The following is a 22,518-nucleotide window of genomic DNA, read 5'->3' as shown; positions in this document are numbered from 1 at the left end:
CTAATTAGATGGATAAAGCCATCCTTTAAACAGGCGTGTTACTTGGGGCATGATCACCCAAGTCATCAACGGCATCATGATACTAATACTCACCAAGTTAGCCAGCCAAAAAGGTAGCGTACTGGTAAACGGTCTAAGGAGTCCAGGCAAGAAAGAAATGACTGGATAAAGGCCGACTGCACTGACGATCGCTGTTTTCCATTTGGGTGGCGGCGGTGCATGAGGTATTTCTGGTAAGGCAAACCAAGCTTCCAGACAGTTGACACGCATAACTTTGGGCTGATCTACAGTCAAGGCCTGCGCTCGCGCAATCCAACCTTGACAGATGACGGATTCTTCCCACTCTTGCAAGTGTTCAGGGGTGTCAAACCGCAGAATTAGCTGCCACTGACCTCGTTTAGTGGCGGGATATAGCACGTCACTTCCCAAGTAGCCGGGGAATGTGCTAGCTGCCAGAGTCACTCCTCGTGTAGCTTCTTCAAATGCAGCTTCTAATCCCGGTTTAACTCGATGAGCGATCGCAATGACTCCAGGGGCTAAATTGATAGGTCGTTTAATTTGATCCATTGGCTTTTCCATCGGAATTCGTAATTCTTGGTATCCAGTAAAAAAGTTATTGAAGAGAGCTTTTTTACTTCTTAAACATCTTCTTAAAATGAAAAAACAGTCCGCACTGTGCCAGTGAGAATTGTGCCGTTTGATTCTTGATTACTAGGGTTATTAATGACTTGTATCAACGGTGTAATTCGGATTTGGTCATTTAGTGGAAAATTATAGAAGCCTTCAAAATTAGTCTGAGTAGCATTACCCACAGCGTTTTCAATGAATGGCTGACCGATGGCAATTCCTGCAATCGCTCGCTCAACAAATAAATTTGGAAATGCCAACCCTACCATCCAATAATTAGGGTTAATATCCCCTACGGTTGTGTTGGGGTAAGAACCATAGCCATATCGCCCAAACACACCTAAGCGATCGCTCAATGCTAGTTCAAAATTTACCCCTAAAGCATCAAAATCGCTACCAAATACCCTACCACCGCTATATTGCAGACGCAGGGTAAAGGCTTTACTCGGCGCATATTCTAATTCAATAATTCCTTGATAAGGATCGCCAAATAAGCCTCCATCGGCTCCTCCACCCCCGACAGGAAATAGTCGAATATCTTCAGGTCTACCACCTCCAAAAACTTGGGCATTTTCTGGGAGGGCATTTTCTGAATCTCCAGCAATGTATACTGCTCGTAAATGTAAAGCGCTGTTACCTGGATTCCAATCAATGGCAGCACCAGCACCTCTGGCTCTAGGAAATAGGATGAAGTTATTGACTAAAGCTTGAGTGGAAAAATCTAGAAAACTGACGTTAGCATAACGATTTTTGTCTACAAAATCAGGGGCTGTAATTGATGGGCCGAGGGTCACACTCACATCGTCAAATAAAGGAAAAGTGTAATACAGACGAGCAACGCTCAATTGTCCATTTCGACCGGGAATTGAGAATTCTAGAGTACTGCCTAAGTTGGGTTCAAGGAAGCCAGCTGCGTTATCATCAGCACTGTCACTGCCAGTCACCAATCTAACTTGCAGTAAATCCTTACCTGTAAAACTAGTGTTCAGGTTGAGGGTAACTCTGTAGATCAAAGTCGCATTGGGGTCATTTTCCGTAATCTCAGCGCCTCTGGGAGCAATAATGCGATCGCTATCAAATCCGCCTGCATTCATCGCTAAGATGACTTGACCTCCTAGTTTGGTCGTGCTAGAAAACTGATTTGCTTCTAGTGAACTAGAGCGAGTTTCTAACTGATTGACTTGCTTTCGTAAGGTAGTTAACTCTGCTGTAAATTCGGCTTGAAGTCGCTGCAATACCGCTAAGTCGTCTTGGGAAATGATATTTGCTTTTCCCTCAGCAACAAGTCTATTAATTTGCTCCAGAACTGTATTTAATCCTGCCGCAAATTCATATCGACTGATTGCTTGATTACCCCGATATGTACCGTCAGGATAACCCGAAATGACACCGTATCGCTCAACAAGCGATCGCAGTGCTTGAAATGCCCAGTCGGTTGGTTGCACATCCAAAAACTGGCTAACAGAAGTGACTTGAGCCACCTCTATTTCTGAATTATTGGAGGGCGTTTCAATTAAAGGTAGGGCAGGTGAAATCATCGGACTAGCAATAATGGACGTGCTGCTGAGGAGTAGCAGCGTCATAAATTTGAGCATTGCAGAATTCAAAGAGATTAACCGTCGAACTAGAAGAATTGCACGATGTTGCAGACTACAGTAAATGATAATTGTGACTCATGACTTGTCTAGGAATCACTTTTATGGAACTGCATTTACCCCCAATTTTCAGCAAAAAAGATTCAAACAGCAACGACTTCAAAAGCGCTACTGTAAACGTGAGGTTCAACCTTGGCGATCGCTTCATAGAACACCTCATCGTGAAGCTGTTGAAATCGGGGATGCTGTCTCAAGGCATCAATCTGGGCTGCTGATTCCCAGTGAGCAATTGCCGCAATCTTGGAACCATCGTCACTTTTGAGTAATTGAGCATCCAAAAAACCAGGCTGAGATTGCACCACTTCGGTATAAATCTGATGAATGCGTTGAAATGCATCTTCCTGTTTGCCATGATTAACGGTAAAAATGTTCACGAAAGTAATCATAAAATTGGAAATTATTGCAGACTATTCTCTGTTTAACTGTTAATTCGATGGAGTTTGATAAACCCGATTTAACAGTTGGGATATCGCTTCTCCACCATCGGAATTCACTAAACTCAAGTTTGTGGGTGCTTGACTGATAAATTGACCATAGGAAGCGGTTAGATAAGATTTGTATTCTTGGCGATCGCTAAGATGAGTTTGGAAAAAAGCCACTCCCAAACCATTCATATAAGAATAAACACTTTTTCTATCAGGCCCTAGCAATCCTTCCGGTACAGGGATAACTGTTTCGCTGCTTGGTAAATCTGATTGTACAGAGAAGTGAGTGGCATTTTCAATCAGTGCCAAGTATTTATCTTTGCTAGGTAACTGAGAAAAAGGTTGAATTTGTTCGGGAACTGCGGGGGTGAATATATCTTGACTAGCAGCCACCATCATTACAGGAATTGCTATTTTACTGATGCCTTGTTTTCCAAACAAAACACTATTCAAAGGATTCATCACCATAATCGCTTTAATGCGATCGTCTTTTATGGAATAGTTATCAGGTTTGAGGTCGTTGGCACGACATTGTAAAAAGCTAGAAATATTTAAAGAACGATTGGGATTACATTCTTGGCGAATTTTGGCAAAATCAAAACTTCCTCCAGCCAATGCTAAAGCTGTATAACCGCCAAGTGAATGTCCTATTAAACCGACTCGTTGCAGGTTTAATTTATTTTGAAATTTGGAGTCAGTTTCGTTCAGACGTTGGAGTTCATCTAAAAGATATTTGACATCCAAAGGACGGTCAATTAATTCTGTGGGTTTGGGAGGACTAGCAATTCCGGCTAAAAATTGTTGAAATTGTTTAGAGTTAGCAACAGGATGGTCAAGAGCAGCGACGGCAAAACCGTATGATGCTAAGTGTAAGTGTTCAGCTATATAAACAAAACTATTGCGGTCTTCTGCTAAACCGTGAGAAATCACGATTACCGGGTAAGGTTTTGGTGTGATTGCTGATTTCGGTTGGGGTAAGTAAACATCGACATCATATTTCCGTTCTACAACAGTTTTTGACTGCCCATCACGAGAGCGATCGTGTAAGGTTAAGGTAATTTTTGTAGAATTAAATTCACCACGTTGACGAATATCTGGTTTTTGAGCAAAATCTATGGGTGGAAGATTGGTAGTTTCTTGAAGTGATATTTTTTGAATTTCAGAAACAACTATATCTCTTTTTTGTAGCAGTTGTGATAACTGCCCCATTATCTGCATAGTTTCTGAAAAATTGAGACGAATACTAGGAGTGGAATATTTTTTAACGATATTCATCACAGTCAATCCTTCAGGACTGGCAGCAGATAATATTAAAGCAGAACGCAGAGCATAAAAACCATTTATTCTATTTTGCGTTTGCAGCAATTCTCCAAAGCGTTGCAGCATTTTTTCACCGATAGGAGAATAGGTGAATTGCGATATAACAGTGGGAGAAATTTGAAATTTTGTTCTCAGAAACTCTCGCATCTGAGCTAATTGCTCTGGGTTAGCACGATTGGCATAAAAAGCAAAGTCTTTGGTAATTTTTCCTTCGTTGGCAAACACTTCTAAGTCTTGTGTGGCAATATCAAAGTCACCAAAAGGCGGATAATTAAATTCAATGCGGTCTGCTCCTAATGTGGGGGTAGTAATGGCAATACTGGAGATTGTGCCGAAAAAGTAGCAAATAGTTTTTTTCCACATGAGAGATTGATGCGGTGGGATTTATGAGGTTGTAGATAAATAGATTGGAATGCTGAATCGATCGCTCTAAATCACAGCGATCGCTGTTATAGCCGCACCTGTTACAATCACAGCAACTGCACCGACCATCGATAACTTTTGCAGCCATCTGGCACTATTGGGTAAGCGATCTATCCATTGATGAGCATAAACGACAACTAACCCAATAGCTACCAACACTGATGCTAATCCCAGACTAAATGCACTAATCAACACCACTCCATAAGCAGCTTGATGTAAAGCGATCGCACTCAACAACAAAACCAGTGCTGATGGACAAGGTACAATTCCCCCAGCGATACCCAATGCAATTAGCGATCGGGTTGAGACAGATTTGCTCGGTGGGTGATGGTGGTGATGGCTGTGATGGTCATCATATTTATGAATATGTTCATGAGCATCAAGACGTTGATCGAGCAACCAAAAGCCTACTCCACATACAGTTAGACCACTGAGTAAACTGAGAATTGGATAAAGGGTTTCTGGGACGATGTATTGTGAAGCCACCAATGCCACAATTGCCAGGATAAAAACTCCCAGTGTATGAGTGATAGTTGTAACTAGACCCAATAACACTGCCTGTTGTGGCGTTCCCTGCGATCCGACAAGATAGGCAGCCACCATTGTTTTGCCGTGTCCGGGTGAAAGGGCATGTCCGGCTCCAAATAGAAAGGCGATACCAAATCCGGTAATCACCAAAGTTGGAGTTAGCTGTTGATGAATCAGCGTTTTGGTAAAAAATTCACCATGTCCAATATGAGCGATCGCAGGTTTGGCTGTGAATAGGACAAATATTCCTGATACTATTGCCCAAAGGTAAGACATCCATTGGCGGTGTAATGGGAGCATAAGAATTAGTTATATCTCTCTTTTATAAGTCTCTTGATGACTGCGGTAGAGCCAATAACCAATTGCCGCCAAAATTTCGTTAATGGTAGCAATCACAACGTTGGGATAAATTGTGATCCCAGCAATTATGGGTAAGGGTTCATCAGGCATTGCACTTAAGCTGGTGCCAGGAACCAGTAAAGTTGTGAAGAAAAATGGTGCCCAGAAAAGCACAGGAACCAAAGTTGCAATTGTAGTGCTGACTTGTGACTCTGCCGATCGCCGCCAAAGCAACCAGAGGGCAATTACGGATAAACTAGCCAGTAACCACAACATCACCACATCATGAAACCGAGCATGAGGTACCCAAGTTGGGTTAAAGATATGGCTGGTGTTCCAATCTACAGCCACAGAAACCACAGATGTATTCACAATTACCACAGACAGTAAAATCCGACTCAGTTTTCCTTTTGACATGGTATTCACCATTATGAGTGTTGAATTTATGCCGACTGATGAGCCGGTGTAATTAACAGACGACCGATATTTACGTTACTTGGTTGTTCGAGTATAAAACGAATAGCTCTAGCAATATCTTCAGCAACAAGCGGCTGTGCGATCGCTACCATTTGCTTTTGATCGTCACTCCAGCTCTGATAGAGGTTTGTTGCTACTTTTCCTGGTTCAATACAGCTGACACCAACTCCACTGCCTGCTAATTCTAAGCGTAGGCAATCGGTGAAAGATTCAATGGCGTGTTTCGTACCGCAGTAAGCCGCCATAGTGGGATAGTTGGTTGTTCCTGAAATACTAGAAAGATTGATAATAAACCCATTACTCTGTTGTTTGAAATGCTTTGCAAAGAAATATGCCAACCGAAATGCAGCTTCTACATTAATACGAACCATTTGACAAATTTCTTCAATATCAATGGTTTCAACGGTACCCACAACCATGACGCCGGCATTATTTACAAGTGCATCTACTCGACCAAAGGAATTAACTGCCGTCTCTAATAAGCTTTTGGGTAAGTCGGAATCTGTGACTTCGCTGGCAACAAAGGTAGCATTGCTGAGTTTGCTAGCGAGTTGGTGAAGTTTATCTTTATTTCTAGCTGTGAGAACAAGGCTCATACCTGCGGCATCTAATTCGTAAGCGGTTGCTTCGCCAATACCACTGCTAGCACCTGTGATGATAGCAACTTTATTTTTTAAGTCCATATGTTTGTTTGGTGATTGTAGGATGAATTATTAACAAAATGTCAGATTTCTACTGCGAGATGACCAATCACAGCATCCTTTAAAACTGGATAGATGATGTATTCAAAGGAGAAGTTTGTACCGCTAACGATGTTTTAAGACTTATGATTTTTTCTTGATAAATTACAGTGTGCGATCGCAGCGCTTTTCTGCTTTGAGAAGTGCTTCTAAGAGGCTCTCAATATTCCATTCATTCTGATAGCGTACATTGTTGATGAAAAATGCAGGTGTACTATTAACACCGCTACGTATACCACTCTGAAAATCTTCAGCTACACGGTCAGCATAGATGTGATTTGCCATATCGCGCAGGAATTGAGGGACGTTGAGTCCCAATTGATGGGCGTACTCTACTAGATAACCGTTATTTAGTAAATTTTGACACTTGAATAGAGTGTCGTGCATTTGCCAAAACTTACCCTGCTCGGCAGCTATTTCGGCTACTTCAGCTGCTTTTTGGGATTGGGGATAGATTTGGGGTTGGGGAAAATGGCGAAATGCAAAGTATAGTTTGTGGCCAATTCTTTGTTGAATTTGTTGGATAATTGTGTGAGCTTCATTACTATGAGGGCATTGATAATTGCCATACTCAACCAGCACTATAGGGGCATCCATCGCTCCTTGAGTATGATCGCGTTGTGAAATCGGTACGATCAATCTGTTGTTATCGTTTATCTGACTCATGGAAAACCCCTGTGGAGGAAAATCAGAATGCTGTGAAAGTCTGGTGAAAAATCCTCCTGATTAATATGTCTGCGCTAAAGCTTTGACAACAGAATTCTGACTTCTGAATTCAGAAGTCAGAATTCAGAAGTAAAACGCTTTACTGAGACTTCGGTTGTGTAGTTCACTTTTTTCTAAATCCGCTGTATCTTGCATTTGCTAGATGGGTTTACTTTATAGAATCAGCCAAACTTTGTCCCTATACTAAAGTTAAAGTTTTTAGCATCTACAAAGGTCAGGATTTGCTTGGTCTAAAAATGAGGGAATTTCCATAACTTATGGCTAGTACAGCGCGGCGTCAATAAACCTACCATTCAAGAATCCCCGTGCGTTCACGCCGGGGAGTGTCAATCAAGGCTGACGATTCCCCGCTTGAGGGCTGTAATCACTGCTTGGATGCGATCGCTAACTCCCAATTTACTCAAAATATTATTGACATGGTACTTAACAGTACCCTCTGATATCTGCAAAACAGCACCAATTTCTTGGTTAGTTTTGCCAGTAGCCATGAGGCGGATTACTTCTAGTTCTCGTTTGCTTAGTTGCAGTATACCTACCCTTTCTGCTAGTTTGGCTCCTACCGAAGCGGGAATGTACTTCTGTCCAGTATTAACAACGCGAATGGCTGCGAGTAGTTCATCCGGTTCCGCATCTTTGAGCAAATAACCTTTTGCCCCAGCCTTGAGTCCGCGATAGATGTCTTCGTCACCGTCGTAGGTAGTCAGCACAATAATTCGGGAATTTTCAAACTCGTTGCAGATGGCGGTAATAGCTGCAACTCCATCCATTTCTGGCATCCGCAAATCCATGAGTGTGACATCAGGTTGATGTTGACGAAATGCTGCAACTGCCTCACGCCCATTACAAACCTGTCCGATAACTGTCATATCTGGTTCGCGATCGATCATTGCGGCTAAACCCTGACGAACAACGGGATGATCGTCAACTATCAAGATGCTGATTGGGTTTTGCGGGGTCATACCAATTTTGGATTTTAGATTTGAGATTTTGGATTAAGACAAAACTTGTCTAATTATGTCTCTAAAATTTGTCTGCGATCGATATAGGTGTGAAAGCTAGTTATAAATAGTATCAGGATTAAATGAGGCAAGTACCGGACACTGTTGGCGAAAGTATTACAAACGCATAAACAAAAGTGTTACAACTAAAAGCCCCAACGGCAGATTGTGGTAAGATTAACCATTTATCTCAACATTTCCTTAAACTTACTCGTAAAAATTCATGTTTGAGAATATTTTTACGTAAATTAAGACAAAAATTAAATCTAGATATAAATTGCCTGCTAAATTTTAGAAACTCGACCAAGACATAATTAGTCAGTTAATGTCGAATCAATCAATTGAATAGAGTTGAAAATTAAATTTAAGCAAGTAATAATGGCAAATGTAAGGTTAAGTAATCAAAGCTTGATCTCACACAGAGACTACTACTTTCTCTACGTTTCATAGGAGATTAAAGTAATGGAAAACATCAAAGCTTCTGTACTGAATCCTACTGGTTCCAAACTGTTTATAGATTCTGAAAGTTTTCTGCAAGACCTAGCTGATACAGATGCTATGGCTTTGCGAGGAGGAGAAGGAGCCGACATCAATAAGTTGCTGGAGTATGGTCTAAATCTCTATGCAGTAAATGGTCTTGTCTCCATAGCGAAGTCATTTAGTGCTGTTGCTGGCGGTACTGGTGGCGGTACTGGTGGCGGTACTGGTGGCGGTACTGGTGGCGGTACTACTCCTTCTGCATAATGCTGGATAGTTTGTATCTCACTATTGAATAGGATTCAATCATCAAAAGCTGAATCCTGTTCAATTTAGCTAATGAGCAGGATAAAGAAATTCAAGGCTTAATCCTGCTTTATTAATTGTGTGACTAGTCAACTCATTGATTAATCGTCCTCATCATCAATGACAGGCTAACTTTTGATTGACAATGTTTCAAGCTAAAAGGAGGTCTAAAATCATGACATTTTTATTAAGTAATAAAAATGTTTTTGAATACCTGTTCGACAAAGGTATCTGTACTGAAAAAAGCAGGTCTAGAATTAAGATTGAATTAAAACCTGCTAAAAACTTTAATTTATTACTTACCTTGCCAGAAGGTCGTAAATTTCTAGTTAAGCAAGAGCCTCACAACCGTCAAGGTCAAACGGCAGGTGAATTGTTGAAAGAGTGGCAATTTCAAAAGCTGCTACAAAATTTTTCAGAATTTCAGGATATTCGTTCCTCATTTTCGGAAGCTATTTACTTTGATGTCGAAAATTCAATTATTGTTTTTGATTATCTCAAAGATTATCAGGATTTGGCATATTTCTACAGTAAAGAGAACATCTTTCCTACTGCTGTTGCAACCGCGATTGGTACAATAGTTGCCTCAATTCATCGCTTGACTTTAGACCGTCGAGACTATCAGGAAGTGTTTGAATCTGGCACAGGAGCATTTAGCAACGCAGCTTTTAAGATGCTTGTTAGTTTGGAACAACTGACTCCAGAAATTTTTGGCAAGTATCCTGATGATGCTTTGAAATTCTTTACGCTTTATCAGCGCTACTCTAGTTTGAAACAGGCGATCGCAGAGTTGAGCAATATTATAGAACCCTGTTGTGTGATTCATAACGACCTGAAACTGAATAATATCCTACTATCCAATAGTTGGGAAGAAGCAGTTTCTCCAGCATCGATACCGACTGACAGTATTATTCGCCTGATTGACTGGGAAATGTCATGTTGGGGAGATCCAGCTAGCGATTTAGGAACACTCATTGCTAGTTATCTGCAAATCTGGTTGTATGGCTTGATTACTAGTAAAAGCATAGCCATTGAAGAGTCTTTGCACCTAGCCACAACTCCCCTAGAACTCCTCCAGCCTTCGCTAGCTGCTATGACAAACGCTTATTTAAATAACTTTTCAGAAATTTTGGAGCGCCGTCCTGATTTTTGGTTGCGAGTTGTGCAATTTTCTGGACTAGCCTTAATTCAGGCAATTCTAGCAACACTTCAGCATCAAAAAACCTTCGGAAATTTAGAGATTTGTATGCTTCAGGTTGCCAAAACTTTGTTGTGCCGTCCAGAACAATCAATCCAGACTGTATTTGGTATGGCAGCTTTGTAGTTATCTAATTAAAAAAATTATGCGATTGCTAAATTCACATACATTGCACATCTTCAACAATTCAAGCCAGACATTACTAGCAACTTTGGAAGATATAGCTAGTAAGGTTGAGATTCAATCTCGCTTTTGTATTTGCCATCCAGATTACAAACCCTTAAAACTTCCAGATGAGGCAGTATCTCGCTTTGACCAATTACCAGTAAACCTCCAAAACAAATTTCTTAATTCCCAACTGTGCAATTTTCTCTACAGCATATATTATAATGGCGCTGGACGAACTATTCTTGCTCTAAATACAGAGGCTATACATTCAAAAAATAGTCAGAATTTAGAGAACAATACTTTTCTGGGAGTAGATGAAGAGTTTTACAATCAACTGCACTTGTCTAATAAAGGTGAAGGTTATTTTGAACCTCGTTGGCAAGTACTTAGAGAAGGGAGCAATGGTAATTTAGTAGTCAAAAAAGGCGGGTTGACTTTGCAGATCGAGCCAGAGCGCCATCTTCAAGATACAGAAAAATGGGCTGCTGGTGACCTAGTTAGCATCAAAATGCCCCCTAATCTAGTACAAAACGGTTTTTACATAGCAGTTGGTAATGCTGGTTTGTCAAATGATGATGATACAGTGATCGATTCACAGCTTGTACGTGTCTACTTTAATTTAAGCCCCGAAGGTGCAGTTGCTGTCATGGGCAGCCTAACATCCCAACTAAATACTAGATTTATTCCCTTCACTTTCAAAGCGCTATACAATCCTTCGGACTACGATCGCTACGATACAGCCGTGCTTTACTTTGACAAAAGCAACTACCCAATCATTTGGCAGGTGTTGCGAACGCTGTACGTAAAGTATAAGTCGCATTTTAGAGAGCAAGTGCCACTATTTACAAAATTTCTAGCACCAGGACTTGCTCTAGCAGAAGAACCAAATAATAAATTTACTGCCAAAGAAAGTTTTGGTTTAAACCGCTGTCAAATTGTTACCCATAGTTTGCTAGAAGCTTGGCAACAAGGAGACGAATCAACAGAAAATCGGATGGCTCTGATTATTAAACAATTCGCGTTACACGGAATTGAATTGCACTCTCCTTACCTCAATTCCAACTCTCAGGATATTTACATACCATTAGATTTATAAATTGTGGACTAACTAAATTGCATATTTATGATTATTAGCTTTGATTTTACTTGGTATAAATTATTGAGTTTATGCCAAGGAATCTTTTTTAGAGATAAAATCAATAATTTGCTATGGCTAGAAGATTTTATCTATTTATTAACTAAGAAATTAAAAATTAAATCTTCCTAGAGATAGAAAAATAAAAAAATATTAAAATATGGTTTTACTACTATTTATAGCTGTAATTGTCAAAAGTACTTTACTAAGATTGAAGCTACCCAAATAGATGAATAATTTTGCTATTTAGCAAAGCTATTAACTTCAATTAAACTGCGTTCCAGTTATAAATAGCACATAAAATTTATAACTAATACTAGTGTTAATCTTGTTTCAAAGAACATATTTTAAGCAAATTCATTGAATACCATTGATTGCCAAAATATCAATTTATCATATTTAAATTGGATGAATTATAGAGTATTTATGTCACAGAATATTAACGAGTTTCAAGACATTGAAAACTACAAAGCTAATACAAGCAAATTTTTAACCCATTTTCAGAAAAAAAAATTGCTGAAGAATATACAAGCAAATTTACAACCAGAATACCGTCGTCGTATCGAAATTATGTTGTTGGCAGATCAAGGTAAATCTCCAACCCAAATTTGTAAGATATTAGGCTGTTCCTACCATATGGCGAGATATTGGAGTGGTGTAGCAAAAGCTGGTTTAGCTCACCAATGGCAGGAGCAACAGATAGGCAGACCAAAGAGTGTTAACGAGCAATATATCGAGCGCTTGAAGGAATTAGTAAGTCATAGCCCTCGTGAGTATGGCTATCCATTTCAAAGCTGGACGGCACAATGGTTAAGCAAACATTTAGCAAGTGAAATTGGGATTGAAATTACCGAGCGCCACATCAGCCGTCTGCTCAAACAAATGGGACTGTCCACGAAGCAAAGAAACAATAACCCTAAACAAAATCCTGATTATCATCAGGATTTTGAAATTATGGTAAATGACCTAGAATTGAACTGTGAATTTAATACTTTTGAATTGCCACTAAATTTCATTAATTCCAATCAATAATTCTGTTGTAAAACGGAGTAAATGCTCTCAGTAATTTCACATCACCAGTTAGCTTATGAACTTACCCAAACCTTATGTGTAACTTTTGAATAAGCTTATAGATTAAGTGATTATGATTGGCAAACAGCATTAATTTACTTGCCATAATTAATAAAATTAATTACTTCACAGGCTGTTTATGACTCTGAAAATTAATTTCATAATAATCAAAAAATACTTTTTAATTAAAGAATTTAAGTATGATAAAACTTTTAATTTTTTCTGAAAAAGATATCATTTATCAAATCAAACTTTCCTGCCAAATTCCAAATATCATTGAAGCAATAGCTACTCGTAAAATTATTGTCGATGCTGCCGAGCAAGCAGGTATAAAAATTGAGAGAGCAGAGCTTCAGCAGGCAGCAGACAACATACGATTAGCAAAAAATATTATCAAAGCTAAAGATACTGGAGCATGGTTAGAAAAACATTATCTTTCTTTAAATGACTTCAAAGAATTAGCACAATTTTACTTACTCTCTGTAAAGTTAGCAAATTATTTATTTGCAAAGCAAGTTGAACCCTTCTTTCTTGAACATAGGCTCAATTACACCGCAGCTGTTACTTATGAAGTTGTTTTAGATGACGAAGACTTGGCTTGGGAACTGTTTTATGCACTGCAAGAAAACGAAATCTTCTTCCAAGATATTGCCCGCCAATATATACAAGAACCAGAACTGCGCTGCGCCGGCGGATATTGCGGGATACGATACCGTAGCAACTTTAGTCCGGAGATTGCAGCTTGTGTCTTTACTGCCAATCCGCCGCAGATACTCAAGCCAATTGTCACACAGAAAGGAGTCCATCTCATTTGGGTTGAAGAAATCATTCAACCTCAATTAAACGAACCACTGCGCTGTAAGATTCTAGAAAACTTGTTTTATGCTTGGTTAAAGCAACAACTTGAGGAAGTTAAAATTGTGTTGCAGATATGACCTCAGCATCAATTCTACAGTCGCGGAACATTTCTCCTACAAGTTAGAGAAACTGATGAATTTTTGGCATCAAAATTAGGAGAGACAAATCAAGGGTTTTAAATCCACGTAGGTGGGTTTTGTATGTGTAGCCGCGAAAGATAGCATTAAATCAGTGAACAGTGAACAATGAACAGTTACAGCACTTTGCAAGTAAATGAAGTACACCCTTTTCTTGCTTGGGGCTACGGTGAATTACCCCCCTTAATCCCCCCTTAGAAAGAGGGGAAAAAGAAATCTAGTTCCCTCCCCTTTACAAGGGGAGGGTTAGGGTGGGGTATTTTTGTACCTCACCAACTCGCAATCTGCTGTATCACCGTTTCAGTCGGAGATTTAGCCCCGACTGAAACACGCCACTTACAGCGTATTTGAGGTAAATGAAGTACACGGGTAGGGGCACAGCCATGTTCCCTACGATTATCTGTACCTCACTCCTTTGCAATCTGCTGTATATTCGTGGGGGACTCTGACTCCCAACGGACAAATTAACTGATAATTGATAACTGATAACTGTTGAAAACACTACCAAAGTATTAAAAAACGTTCCGACAAAGAACGATATTCGTTACCACAAGCGAGAAATATTCAGATTTCAAGTCTCTGGAATCAGATTTAAATACTGCACTTCAAAGCCGAAACGCTCCCCTCCTCTTGCTAAGGGGACGGGAGACAAAGCTTAGCTTTGGCTCTTTAAGGTTCAAATTTTGTGATTTATGCAAGAGGTCTATTGTCCTAACCTATGTGACTACGGCTATAGATGGAGCGATCGCATTAATTATATGCAGTGCCAATAATTTTTTTGGTGTTATTGTTAACCTCGGTTAATTAATACTGTAATTTCCGTTCCCTCCCCTGGAATACTTTGGATTGTCAAGTGTGCGCCGGTGCGATCGCTACGTTCTTTGATACCCATCAATCCAAAACCTTTAACAGTAGACAAACTATCTGTGTCAAATCCCTGTCCATTATCTTTGACTCGCAAGATAAATTGCGTCGGTTCGTAAACCAGTTCAATCTTGATTTCACTTGCAAACGCATATTTAATAGCGTTTGTCAATGCTTCTTGCCCAATGCGTAGTAAGTTATTCTCGATATCTACCGATAGGGGATATATCTCGCCGATAATATTACAAATTATCTGGGTATCAATAGAAGCAGACATCTGGGCAACGAAACGGTTAAAAGCTTTAGGTAAATTGCTAGTTTCTAAAATTTGGGGACGCAGAGCATTCACCGAATGCCGTGCTTCGGCAAGTCCTTCACGAGCCAGATCCCGCGCTTGAGTGATGTGTGCAAGCACCTCTGCCAATTCGCTAGGAACTATCCTGGAGGCAGCACCCAACTGGACAATTACGCCTGTGAAGGCTTGAGCCAGGGTATCATGGATTTCTCGTGCCATGCGGTTGCGTTCTTCCAAAATCGCAGCTTGGCGGCTCTGTTCGCCTAAATGGGTCAAATGAATCGCTAATGTTGCTTGTTGTGCCAACGCCATAATCAGTTCAATATTTTCGGGTAAGCTAGTCCTTGGTTCCCGAAAACACAAACCAATAAAACCCAGGGGGCGAGAACCCAGAATCAACGGTACGCGGACGATAGAACGATGTCCTTGACTACGATGCCACTTAATTCCAGAGTCAACCTGTTGATTCCAGTCATCCAAATTAAAGAAAATCGCCTCGCCTCTCAAAAGCGCTTCTTTCCAAAAAGAAAGAAGATTACCTGTAACAGGCACTCTAAATTGTTCTAGTTCAGCGGATGTCTTAATGGGAAGCACTCGTCCCTCTCGGACATATCGTTTCATGATTTTTGTATCGGAGGTTTCGTTGTAGAGGAACAGTGCGGCTGCATAGGATTTGGCTTGGGCGGAGGCTTCTAGCAGAATATGTTCCCAAAATGTTTCTAAGTCTGGTTCATCTGCCAGGCGATTGACACAGCCTCGGAGTGATTCGTTGGCTCTTACTAGTTCGGCAATCTGCTCTTTTGCGGCTTTTTTTTGTTCTTTGAGGATAGCGGCTTGTTTTGCCTCTTCTGCCAATCTAGTCAGTTGAATCGCCAGTGTTCCCTGATGTGCCAGGGCTTGGGCTAATTCAAAATCTTCTGGTTTCAAGGTAGCTTTTTGCTGGAATGCCAACCCCAAGAAACCCAAGGCTATGTCACCCAAAATCAGGGGAATACACATAGCTGTCTGATGTCCTCGTGTGCGATGCCACTCCAAGGCTACAGGCCAGTGTTCTGGATGAGCGTTTTCCCAAATTGCAAATTCCAGCGGTTGTTTTGTTTGCACCATGATTTTCCAAGCGCCGGTAATATCTGCGGGAATGGGATCTAGGAAAGGTTCGATGTCTTGTAGTTGATTTTTGGGCAGTACTTCATCTGTCTCAGAACCCAAATGCAAGCGCAGTGTATGGGAGGGAGGATCGTAGAGGAATAGATGTGCGCGTTGGGCACTTAGTTGATGTTTAATTTCTAAGATCACATGACCGAGAAAGGTATCGAGTTCGGAGTCGGCGGCGAGGCGATCGAGACTATTTTTAAGTGCTGTGTTGGCTTTAGACAGTTCTGCAACTCGTTCTTCAGCAAATCTGGCGCGTTCTGTAATCAAGCGCTCAACTAACTGTTTGCGGTGTAAAGCTGCTCCAATGCCCTCAGCAGCAGCGGTGAGTACATCAATTTCTTGCTGACTCCAGTGACGAGGGGTAAGACAATCATCGAAGGCAACACAGCCGATGTAACGCCCTTCAATGAATAATGGAACTCCCCCAGAGGATTTTACACCAATAGATTCAAACTGCACTCTGATGGTATCAGGTAAATGGTCAACTATACGCCAAATAGAACGACCTGCATGTAGTTCTATTACCATCACCTCGGCATCATCATTATCGATCGCTGCCATAGTGGGATGATTGATCTGGGGTGTAATTCCCTCAGCTACCCATTCATAGGTAACCCAGTGTTGTAATTTTTGTGTGGCTGGGTTTTGACGTTCGAGGATGAGTTGGACGCGACTGATATTTGCGACTTGTCCGATCGCTTGCAGAGCAGTTGGAATTGCTACATCAATATCCTCAGTTTCCAGTAGGTTTTTAGTAATTTGGGCAACTACAGAAAGTAAGCGATCGCGTTGTTGCAATTCTTGATTAACTTTTGCCAGTTCTACGGTGCGTTTTTGTTCGGCTTGCTGGATGCGTTGACGCGCAATTGCACTGCCAATACAAGCGGCTACAGTTTTGAGTAAGGCTAGTTCCGCCGATCCCCGGCGCTTGGCCTCACGACAGTCATCAAAACCAAATACTCCCCAGCACTGACCTTCGACAAAAATCGGGACAACATGCAATACCTTGACACCGAGTGCAGCTTGCCCACTGCGAAACGGTTCAGGCATTTCCTCTAGAAGATAGCTAAGGTTTTGTCCTTGCTTAATGCGCTCATACCATTCGGCAATCCCTCCCTCTTCATAGCTTCCTTGGGCTTCATCAGGGTGAGAGATTTGGGACACTGTATCAGGTGAATCCCATTCGTATAACATCTTCCAGCAGTGTAAGGGTTGAGATGGATGAGCAAAATTCTCGATGACTGAAACGCGATCGCAATCCAAACTTTCCCCAATGACTTTTAAGGCAGTATTCACCGCACGATCGAAGTTTTCTATGGTCAGTAAAGCATTGACCGCTGTTGTGGTGGCTTCTAAAATGCGATCGCGGTTTTCTAACAGACGATTTTGGGCTTCGAGTTGTGCGACTCGTGCTTCTTGTAATTCGGTGTTGTCCGTATTGATGCACCAAGCACTCACCGCCAATTCCTCGTCATTTTGTTTAACGTCAAGGCGATCGCCATTCAAATTTTCTCCGATAATTTGCAGTGGCGTATTCACTGGTTCAGAGTCTCCTAGCACTATCATGCTACCATTAGCAGTAAACTCTTTTGGGAGGTCAATCAATGGCTACCCTTCATACGCTAAACATACCTGATGAGTTATATGCACAGCTGCAAGAGTTAGCTAAAGCGGAAAATAATTCAATTGATGCTCAAGTTATTACAATCTTGCAGAGTGCTTTGCAGGCAAAAACGCAGCCTACAGAAGACGAAAGGCGAAAAAATGTCCCAAAACTTCTAGAGGAAATTAGTCTTCGTCGTGAGAGTCGCCGGACTGATGTGGAATGGCCTGATAGTACTGCATTAATCCGAGAAGACCGAGACAGATGACTATTCCTCTTAGGTGCATTGTAGATGCCAGTGTGGCTATTAAGCAATTTATACCTGACGATCCACTAACCCCGAAAGTTAATCAACTGTTTGCTCATCTTGGTAATCCCCGGACAGAAATCTTTGTACCTGACCTGTTTTACATTGAGTGTGGCAACATCATTTGGAAGTATGTCCGCGCCAGACTTTATGCTGTTGCTGATATGCCAGCAGATTTGGCAACTCTCAAAAGTTTCCCTTTGCGCGTCGTCTCCACGGCTGATTTAATGGTGGATGCAGTCAGTATCGCCTTGGCTTATGGAACTTCCGCCTACGATGGTTCTTATGTTGCGCTTTCACAGCAGGTAGGTGCTACTTTGCTAACTCTCGACGGTAAGCTGGTGAAAGCTTTAAGTACTTCGCCTTACAATATTTGCTCGTTTAATGATTTTCAGGTTCCCCAGTTGCCGTTAATATAGAAGCGATCGCCAAATTAATTTGCAAAGCAAGTTTATTGGTTAGTATTTTTGAATATCAAATTATCAAAAATGTCTTTTACTTATCACCGCACGGTTCGCTTTCAAGATACTGATGCTGCTGGGGTAGTTTATTTTGCTAATGTCTTGAGTATTTGTCATGAAGCTTATGAGGAATCTCTAGAAGCATCGAGTATTAATCTCAAAGATTTTTTTATTAATCCATCTGTGGCCTTGCCCATTGTTCACGCTAGTGTGGATTTTTTCCGTCCTATGTTTGTCGGGGACAAGTTATTGATTAGGTTAATTCCCCAAAAATTAGGTGTTGATAAGTTTGAAATTACTTATGAAATTAATGTGGGTGAGGTGTTAGTTGCTAAGGCTATTACTCGGCATGTTTGTATTGATGTGAGTAGTAGAATTAAGCAGGAATTATCTGATGAAATAATTCAGTGGTTGGAAACGAACCGCAGAGACGCTGAGGGTGCGGAGAGAAGAAGGTCGAGAGAGGTTATTTAAGGGGATTTTGTAGGTATTCCATCGCTATTTTTTCTAGCTGTTGGCGGTTAATTTTTCCTTGGGAGTTACGGGGTAAGTTTTGCTGGGGAATCCAATATTTGGGGATTTTAAATTTGCTGAGTTTGTCTTTAAGTAGGGTTTGGATTTTTAAGGCAGAGATATTTGATTTTTGGGGAATGTAAATCGCTATTAAGGCTTGTCCCCAGTGTTTATCTGGGATGCCTATGACACAAATATCAGTAACGAGTTGAGTTGCTCTTATGGCTGATTCGATTTCTGCTGGGTAAATATTTTCGCCGCCTGTAATGATTTTTTCGCTGTTACGTCCGACAATATTTAAGTGGCCTTGATCGTCTAAAAAACCTAAATCATCTACTCGGAAATTACCCTGATTTTCTTGGATTATAGGATAGTAACCAAGGGCTAGAGATTGAGCATGAATGCTGATATTTCCTATTTGATTGGAATTTAAATTTTCGCCTTGTTGGTTGCAAATAGTTACCTGGGCATGGGGGAGAATCTGACCACTGCTAATTTTACCATTTAAAAAATCATCTGGTTTAAGGGTAGCAATTTGAGAAGCGGTTTCTGTCATGCCATAGGTTGGTGCTAATCGAATGCGATGAAATCTTGCTTTTTCTAATAGTTCCTTCCATGCTGGCGCACCTCCTAAAAGAACGGTGCTAAATTGGGTTACCCATTGAGTTAATTCGGGATTTTGTAGTAGTCTTTGTAATTGAGTTGGTACTAAAGATATGAAAAATTCTGATTGTTTAATATTCAATATTTGACCAGATTCTAGGGCTTTAAATGGTTGAATAACTAGTTTACCAGCGGTGGTGAAAGAACGCATAAATTGCATTAAACCGCTGACGTGATATAGCGGCAATACGCAAAATGAATTGACTTGGTTTAGCTGAAAGTATTTTGTAAATCCTTCTACTGATGCGATGAGAGTTTCCCAAGTATGGATGGCAAATTTAATTTGTCCTGATGAACCACCTGTGGGAATCATGATTAGTGGGGAGTGGGGAGTGGGGAGTGGGGAGTGGGGGGATGAGGGGGATGGGGGGATGTGGGGGATGAGGGAGAAAGGGTGGTATTTTGTTTCCAATCCCTACTCCCTATTCCCCATTCCCTATTCCCCATTCCCAAAATAATATCTGGCTGCACTAAATCAAGGACTTGTTGCCATTCTTGGGTTCCCCAGTCGGGGTTACAAAGGAAAATTGGGCAATTAGCTGCACAAGCTGCAATAAAACTTGCTAAAAACTTTACTGGTTCGCGTTCAGCTAAGATGATTTTTGGTGGCGTTTCAGACGTTGATAAATTTATTAGTTGTAAATATAATTCTTGAGATAATTGATTAAAATGACGGCTGTCGTAACCAATCAACCAATCATTTTCAGCTAGGTTATTAAGACAGTCTAAAGGTTTTTCCATAGACTTTGAAGCCATGTATCTTCTTGTGCAAAAAAGTGGTCGATGCCAAAACCAACTGCCCTGTTATTTCGGGATAATTCTGCTGCTAGTTGGAGTGCTGCAAGTCTGGCGATCGCAGTTTCAAAGACTGATGAAAAAACAGCATCAATTTCATGTTGTTGGCAAAAGTTTCTCAGACGAGATGGCGATCCAATTATCCCAGGTTTAATCACAAAAATTCCTCGCCAACCTTGCTCATAACAAGCAATGAGTTGCCCTAGTGTGGCCACAGATTCATCTAAAGCGATCGCAGTTGCATAACACATACTCAATTCCAACATTCCCTGAAATTGTTCAACGGGTAATGGTTGTTCGATAAATTCAATTTCTAGAGGTAGTTTTTTATTCGCTTTGAGATTGTCGCAAGTCCACAGCCATAAGTTAGCTTCTTCATAGTTGAGTCCACCGTTAGCATCTAATCGCAGTTTGCTAGAAGGTGGTAAAGTCTGTGTCAATGACTCAAAAATTTTGAGTTCATCAGCGATCGCATTCACACCAATTTTCCATTTAAACGTGCGATATCCTTGCTGCCATAAACTTTCCCATTGACTTAAAGCCGCTTCCCCAGCTGGTAGTAAGACACTGTAGGGAAGGGAAGAGTTAGGAATTAGGAGTGAGGAGTTAGAAGTTATAAACTTATCTCCCCTATCTCCCCCATCTCCCCCATCTCCCTCATCTCCCTCATCTCCCTCATCGCCCCCATCCCCCCATCTCCCCTATCTCCCTCATCCCCCCACTCCCCACTCCCCACTCCCCACTCCCCATTCCCTCCCACGCCGACTCAAAGCCAAATTGACAAGCCGGTAACTCATCTGGGATGGAGAAAATGGTTTCGTCTGTGATTTCTGCTGGGAGTTGGTGACAAAAATCTAAAGCTTGTTCTAGGGTTTCGGAACCAAACCAACTGATGGGGGCGATTTCTCCCCAGCTGACTTTACCTGATTCATCGATGAGACGCAGGATAATACCTTCACGAATATCCCAATTTCCGTGATTAGTAGTCAACGATCGCACAAATCTTCGCCGATAAGGACGAAATTCAAATCTGTATGTCACTACGCCAAAATAAAGCTTTGCGATTTATCCTTTGTCATTAGTCATTTGTCCTTTGTTATTCACTAATGACCAAGGACAAATGACTGCCAAAAAATATACTACACCTTCAATGCGTTGCTAAAGCATAAATCCCAATCCCAATAGCAAGCAACTCCAAAAATGCACGGCGACGGCGATGAATTTGCAGTTACTAACTTTGTCTGGTAGATGATGATTTTCTTGGACGTGGCGGCATAATTTGACGGCAAAGGGTAAACTCAACCAACTTAGCAGTGTCCAAGCTGGAAAAATTCCTGACAGCACAAACAGCAAGGTGAGAGGATAAATGCTGCCTGTGAACCAAACTAGGAGTTGGGCAGCTTTTTCGGTTCCGAGACGAACGATGGGCGATCGCTTGCCTGCGGCTATGTCATCCTTAACTTGGTGAAAGTGTGAGCAAAATAAAATCAAAGTCGTGGCAATGCCGACGATCGCGGAAGCTGCTAAACTCGTCATTGACCAAGTTTGAGTTTGGCTGTAATATGCTGCCTCCACGGCTAAGGGGCCAAAAGCAAAAAAGCAAAGAATTTCGCCTAAACCCTGATATCCTAAGCGGAAGGGGGGCCCTTGGTACATATAGCCCAAACCGCAGCACAGCAGAATTATACCGATAACGGTTAGGTCTTGTTGCCAAAAAGCGATCGCTATTATGCCCAGCAACCCTAAACCTAAACACAAATTTCCTAACCAAAATATTAATCGCTTATTCCCGGTTAAATTCACCAGAGAATGGTGCTTGTTTTGATCGATACCTGTTTCGGAATCAAAAACATCATTAGTGATATTTTCCCAGGCTAGAATTAAAATTGCCGCAGCTACAAAAGTAGAAAATATTGCCCCATTGAATATTTTAGTTTCGGCAAATGCTACTGTTGTTCCTACCCAAATGGGTATGATGGCAACGCTGTACATCGGCGGTTTAATCGCTGCCATCCATAACTTAGTGTTGGGATATAAAATCTGCTTGGTAGTCATCACTCGTGATTAATTAAATGCTCACAATATCACTTATACAAAAGATTTTTAGTGTCAGAATTTTCCGATTCAGGAGAACATTTGATGAATGAACATACTAATCATACTAGACTCCTGATAAATTCTGACTTTTGACTCTTGGGTGCTGAATTTTTACCTTTTACCCCCCTTAATCCCCCCTTATCAAGGGGGGAAACCG

19 protein-coding genes and 2 pseudogenes are annotated in these 22,518 nt (G+C 41.1%); 8 read left to right on the top strand and 13 right to left on the bottom strand.

Annotated features, from left to right (window positions below):
* From IQ276_RS14515 to IQ276_RS14475, 9 genes are all read right to left on the bottom strand, one after another.
* Window positions 1-567, bottom strand: a complete 567-nt coding sequence (locus IQ276_RS14515; protein WP_199342357.1) for an antibiotic biosynthesis monooxygenase — start codon at window positions 565-567, stop codon at window positions 1-3.
* A gap of 83 nt (window positions 568-650) precedes the next feature.
* A complete protein-coding gene (locus tag IQ276_RS14510) occupies window positions 651-2,210 on the bottom strand; it encodes an iron uptake porin (protein ID WP_228042830.1) in 1,560 nt (519 codons plus the stop codon).
* Between the two features lie 155 nt (window positions 2,211-2,365).
* Window positions 2,366-2,668, bottom strand: coding sequence for an antibiotic biosynthesis monooxygenase family protein (locus tag IQ276_RS14505; protein WP_190879128.1), 303 nt, complete (start codon window positions 2,666-2,668; stop codon window positions 2,366-2,368).
* A gap of 39 nt (window positions 2,669-2,707) precedes the next feature.
* Complete coding sequence (locus tag IQ276_RS14500) at window positions 2,708-4,390, bottom strand: alpha/beta hydrolase (RefSeq protein ID WP_193914065.1); 1,683 nt, start codon at window positions 4,388-4,390, stop codon at window positions 2,708-2,710.
* A 66-nt stretch (window positions 4,391-4,456) separates the two neighbouring features.
* Window positions 4,457-5,278 carry a nickel/cobalt transporter gene (locus tag IQ276_RS14495; protein WP_228042831.1) on the bottom strand — a complete coding sequence of 274 codons (822 nt, stop codon included), beginning with the start codon at window positions 5,276-5,278 and terminating at the stop codon, window positions 4,457-4,459.
* Between the two features lie 9 nt (window positions 5,279-5,287).
* A complete protein-coding gene (locus IQ276_RS14490; protein ID WP_193914067.1) occupies window positions 5,288-5,734 on the bottom strand; it encodes a DUF6640 family protein in 447 nt (148 codons plus the stop codon).
* A gap of 26 nt (window positions 5,735-5,760) precedes the next feature.
* On the bottom strand, window positions 5,761-6,477 hold the full coding sequence (locus IQ276_RS14485; RefSeq protein WP_193914069.1) for an SDR family oxidoreductase: 717 nt from the start codon (window positions 6,475-6,477) through the stop codon (window positions 5,761-5,763).
* 162 nt (window positions 6,478-6,639) lie between these two features.
* Window positions 6,640-7,200: a DsbA family protein gene (locus IQ276_RS14480; RefSeq protein WP_190879120.1), complete on the bottom strand. Its 561-nt coding sequence runs from the start codon at window positions 7,198-7,200 to the stop codon at window positions 6,640-6,642.
* Between the two features lie 386 nt (window positions 7,201-7,586).
* On the bottom strand, window positions 7,587-8,219 hold the full coding sequence (locus IQ276_RS14475; protein WP_193914073.1) for a response regulator: 633 nt from the start codon (window positions 8,217-8,219) through the stop codon (window positions 7,587-7,589).
* 501 nt (window positions 8,220-8,720) lie between these two features.
* Here IQ276_RS14475 and IQ276_RS14470 point away from each other — a divergent pair.
* The 5 genes from IQ276_RS14470 to IQ276_RS14450 all read left to right on the top strand — a co-directional run bounded on the left by IQ276_RS14470 (window position 8,721) and on the right by IQ276_RS14450 (window position 13,548).
* Window positions 8,721-9,002, top strand: a complete 282-nt coding sequence (locus IQ276_RS14470; protein ID WP_193914097.1) for a hypothetical protein — start codon at window positions 8,721-8,723, stop codon at window positions 9,000-9,002.
* 214 nt (window positions 9,003-9,216) lie between these two features.
* Complete coding sequence (locus IQ276_RS14465) at window positions 9,217-10,365, top strand: phosphotransferase (protein ID WP_193914075.1); 1,149 nt, start codon at window positions 9,217-9,219, stop codon at window positions 10,363-10,365.
* Between the two features lie 19 nt (window positions 10,366-10,384).
* Window positions 10,385-11,503, top strand: coding sequence for a T3SS effector HopA1 family protein (locus tag IQ276_RS14460; protein WP_193914077.1), 1,119 nt, complete (start codon window positions 10,385-10,387; stop codon window positions 11,501-11,503).
* Window positions 11,504-11,968: 465 nt separating this feature from the next.
* Complete coding sequence (locus tag IQ276_RS14455; RefSeq protein ID WP_193914095.1) at window positions 11,969-12,574, top strand: helix-turn-helix domain-containing protein; 606 nt, start codon at window positions 11,969-11,971, stop codon at window positions 12,572-12,574.
* Window positions 12,575-12,813: 239 nt separating this feature from the next.
* Complete coding sequence (locus IQ276_RS14450) at window positions 12,814-13,548, top strand: peptidylprolyl isomerase (RefSeq protein ID WP_193914079.1); 735 nt, start codon at window positions 12,814-12,816, stop codon at window positions 13,546-13,548.
* Between the two features lie 850 nt (window positions 13,549-14,398).
* On the opposite strand, the gene IQ276_RS14445 is transcribed toward IQ276_RS14450, so the two are convergent.
* Window positions 14,399-17,527, bottom strand: a complete 3,129-nt coding sequence (locus IQ276_RS14445) for a GAF domain-containing sensor histidine kinase (protein ID WP_193914081.1) — start codon at window positions 17,525-17,527, stop codon at window positions 14,399-14,401.
* Here IQ276_RS14445 and IQ276_RS14440 point away from each other — a divergent pair.
* The 3 genes from IQ276_RS14440 (at window position 17,527) to IQ276_RS14430 (ending at window position 18,767) form a co-directional block, all read left to right on the top strand.
* The gene (locus tag IQ276_RS14440; RefSeq protein WP_193914083.1) at window positions 17,527-17,793 is read left to right on the top strand and encodes a hypothetical protein; all 267 of its coding nucleotides are present in this window, start codon (window positions 17,527-17,529) and stop codon (window positions 17,791-17,793) included. The two genes, IQ276_RS14445 and IQ276_RS14440, sit on opposite strands and share 1 nt — an antisense overlap.
* On the top strand, window positions 17,790-18,251 hold the full coding sequence (locus tag IQ276_RS14435; RefSeq protein WP_193914085.1) for a type II toxin-antitoxin system VapC family toxin: 462 nt from the start codon (window positions 17,790-17,792) through the stop codon (window positions 18,249-18,251). Before IQ276_RS14440 ends, IQ276_RS14435 begins: the two co-directional genes overlap by 4 nt.
* Before the next feature lie 69 nt (window positions 18,252-18,320).
* Window positions 18,321-18,767, top strand: a complete 447-nt coding sequence (locus IQ276_RS14430) for an acyl-CoA thioesterase (RefSeq protein ID WP_193914087.1) — start codon at window positions 18,321-18,323, stop codon at window positions 18,765-18,767.
* Here IQ276_RS14430 and IQ276_RS14425 read toward each other — a convergent pair.
* From IQ276_RS14425 to menA, 3 genes and pseudogenes are all read right to left on the bottom strand, one after another.
* Window positions 18,760-20,210: pseudogene (locus tag IQ276_RS14425) on the bottom strand (2-succinylbenzoate--CoA ligase). The gene IQ276_RS14430 and the pseudogene IQ276_RS14425 overlap by 8 nt on opposite strands.
* Window positions 20,195-21,305 (bottom strand): annotated as a pseudogene (locus tag IQ276_RS14420) (o-succinylbenzoate synthase). The pseudogenes IQ276_RS14425 and IQ276_RS14420 overlap by 16 nt, the downstream one beginning before the upstream one ends.
* Before the next feature lie 117 nt (window positions 21,306-21,422).
* Window positions 21,423-22,319 carry a 2-carboxy-1,4-naphthoquinone phytyltransferase gene (gene menA / locus IQ276_RS14415; RefSeq protein ID WP_235115665.1) on the bottom strand — a complete coding sequence of 299 codons (897 nt, stop codon included), beginning with the start codon at window positions 22,317-22,319 and terminating at the stop codon, window positions 21,423-21,425.
* Window positions 22,320-22,518 lie beyond the last annotated feature (199 nt).

Source organism: Desmonostoc muscorum LEGE 12446, assembly GCF_015207005.2.
Lineage (GTDB): Bacteria > Cyanobacteriota > Cyanobacteriia > Cyanobacteriales > Nostocaceae > Nostoc > Nostoc muscorum.
Note: the sequence above shows the minus strand (reverse complement) of the source record. Positions and strands in the feature narration are given on the sequence as shown.